2 protein-coding genes are annotated in these 2,188 nt (G+C 68.9%); one reads left to right on the top strand and one right to left on the bottom strand.

Annotated elements, in window-relative coordinates; translation table 11 throughout:
- Nucleotides 1-1,337 (bottom strand): ATP-dependent RNA helicase RhlB (rhlB, locus tag D180_RS07345; protein WP_043090608.1); only part of this gene is annotated, 1,337 nt, incomplete at its 3' end.
- A gap of 202 nt (nucleotides 1,338-1,539) precedes the next feature.
- On the opposite strand from rhlB, the gene trxA reads away from it, so the two are divergent.
- On the top strand, nucleotides 1,540-1,881 hold the full coding sequence (gene trxA / locus D180_RS07340; RefSeq protein WP_017908556.1) for a thioredoxin TrxA: 342 nt from the start codon (nucleotides 1,540-1,542) through the stop codon (nucleotides 1,879-1,881).
- Nucleotides 1,882-2,188 lie beyond the last annotated feature (307 nt).

Raw genomic sequence — 2,188 nt, 5'->3', positions numbered from 1 at the left:
GGGCCGCTGCGACCGCCGCCGGGCTTGCCGCGCCCGCCGCCACGCCGCTGTTCGTCGGCCTCGCGCTGGGCGCGGGCCTCGCGGAAGATCTCGCCGATGCTCTCCTCGCCATCGGCCTCAGCGGCCTCGCCCTCCACCGGTGCGCGCGGGGTGCGCGGCAGCGCCACCAGCAGCTCGGCGGTGACCGGCTCGACCGGGATCTTCTGCTCGATGTAGGCCTCGATGTCCGGCAGGCTCATCGCGTAGCGCTCGCAGGCGAAGCTGATCGCGTCGCCCTCCTCGCCCAGCCGCGCGGTGCGGCCGATGCGGTGCACGTAGTCCTCGGCGTCGAACGGCAGGTCGTAGTTGTAGACGTACTTGACCCCGTCGATGTGCAGGCCGCGCGCGGCCACGTCGGTGGCCACCAGGATCTCCAGCTGGCCCTTCTGGAAGCGGTTGAGCAGGGTCTCGCGCTTTTTCTGCGGCACGTCGCCGGACAGCACGCCGACCCGGTAGCCGTTGCGCTCCAGCGCCCGCGCCACGCGCTCGACGAACGCCTTGGTGTTGACGAACACCATGGTGCGCGCGCCCTCGCTGCGCGACAGCAGGCCCAGCAGCAGGGTCAGCTTCTCCTCGTCGGAGGGGAAGTAGATGCGCTGGCGCACGCGCGCGGCGGTGATGCTCTCGGTCTCGACGACGAGCTTTTCCGGCTCGTTCATGTGCTCGTAGGCCAGCTCCAGCACGCGGTGGCTGAGCGTGGCCGAGAACAGCAGGGTCTGGCGGGTACCGCGCTCGGGCATGCGCCGCAGCAGGAAGCGGATGTCCTTGATGAAGCCCAGGTCGAACATGCGGTCGGCTTCGTCGAGCACGCAGATCTCGCAGGCGTGCAGCGACACCACCTTGTGCTGCTTGACGTAGTCGATCAGGCGGCCGGGGGTGGCGATGATCACGTCCACGCCCTGCTGCAGCAGTTCGCGCTGCTTGTCGTAGTCCACGCCACCGTAGACCAGGGCGAAGCGCAGGCCCAGCTCGGAGCCGAACTTGACCGCGTCCTTGTGAATCTGGATCGCCAGTTCGCGGGTCGGGGCCAGGATCAGCGCGCGCGGATCCTCCGGCTTGCGGTCGGCCAGCGCCGGGCGGCTGAGCAGGCGGTTCATCACCGCCACCAGGAACGCCAGGGTCTTGCCGGTACCGGTCTGGGCCTGGCCGGCCACGTCGCGGCCCGGAAGGGCCACCGGCAGGGTCAGCGCCTGGATCGGGGTGCAGCGGGTGAAGCCGGCGCTTTCGAGGCCTGCGAGCAGCGCAGGCTGCAGGTCGAACGCGGAAAAAGTCACATCGGTCAGCGGTTTGTCGCTCATCATTCCATCTTCGTGAGGCCACCCCGCCCGAAGCGTAAGGTCGCGGCTTGCATCGGTCCCGGCAGCGTCGCACACTGGCGTCTTCCATGCCGGGTCGCGCGACAGGGGGAATCCCTTGAGATCGCCGCGCAATGTCCCAGTTTACCGCAATGCGGCGGCCACCCGGTCCGGCCAGTCGCATTGGCCCAGGAGAACCCCCAAAGTGAGCGACAAGGTCCTTTACGTCGGCGACGCCGATTTCGATGCCACGGTGCTGCAGTCCGACGAGCCGGTCCTGGTGGACTTCTGGGCCGAGTGGTGCGGCCCGTGCAAGATGATCGCGCCCGTGCTGGACGACCTCGCCGATGCCTACGACGGCCGCCTCAAGGTCGCCAAGGTCAACGTGGACGAGAACCGCGCCACCGCGATCAAGTACCACGTGCGCTCGATCCCGATGCTGCTGCTGTTCAAGAACGGCCAGATCCAGGCCACCCAGATCGGCGCGGTCGGCAAGGGCCAGCTGACCCAGATGATCGACAAGACCCTGGGCGGCAGCGCCGCCTGACGCCCGCTGCCGGCGTCCGCTCCGCAACCGGAGCGGCGCCGCGGCAGCCCGGCCGGCGCAGCATCGCCGGCGGCTGAATCGCCCACGAACGCCTGCTTGCCGTGCCTGCGTGGCGGTGATAGTGTCGATACATCCGGTGGCATTCGCACACCGCACCCCCTCTGGAAGATTCTCTCCCAGACCTCCTCCCAACCCCGTATGCCCCCACGCTGGGCGCTCGCACTCTTAGCGAGGAACACCACTTGTCCGATCACACCATGTCCGAACCCGGGAGCGCCGACGCCCCCGCCGAGAAGCGCGTGCGCAA

The sequence above is a fragment of the Xanthomonas sp. SHU 166 genome (assembly GCF_000364685.1).
In the GTDB taxonomy this organism is placed as follows: Bacteria; Pseudomonadota; Gammaproteobacteria; order Xanthomonadales; family Xanthomonadaceae; genus Xanthomonas_A; species Xanthomonas_A sontii.
Note: the sequence above shows the minus strand (reverse complement) of the source record. Positions and strands in the feature narration are given on the sequence as shown.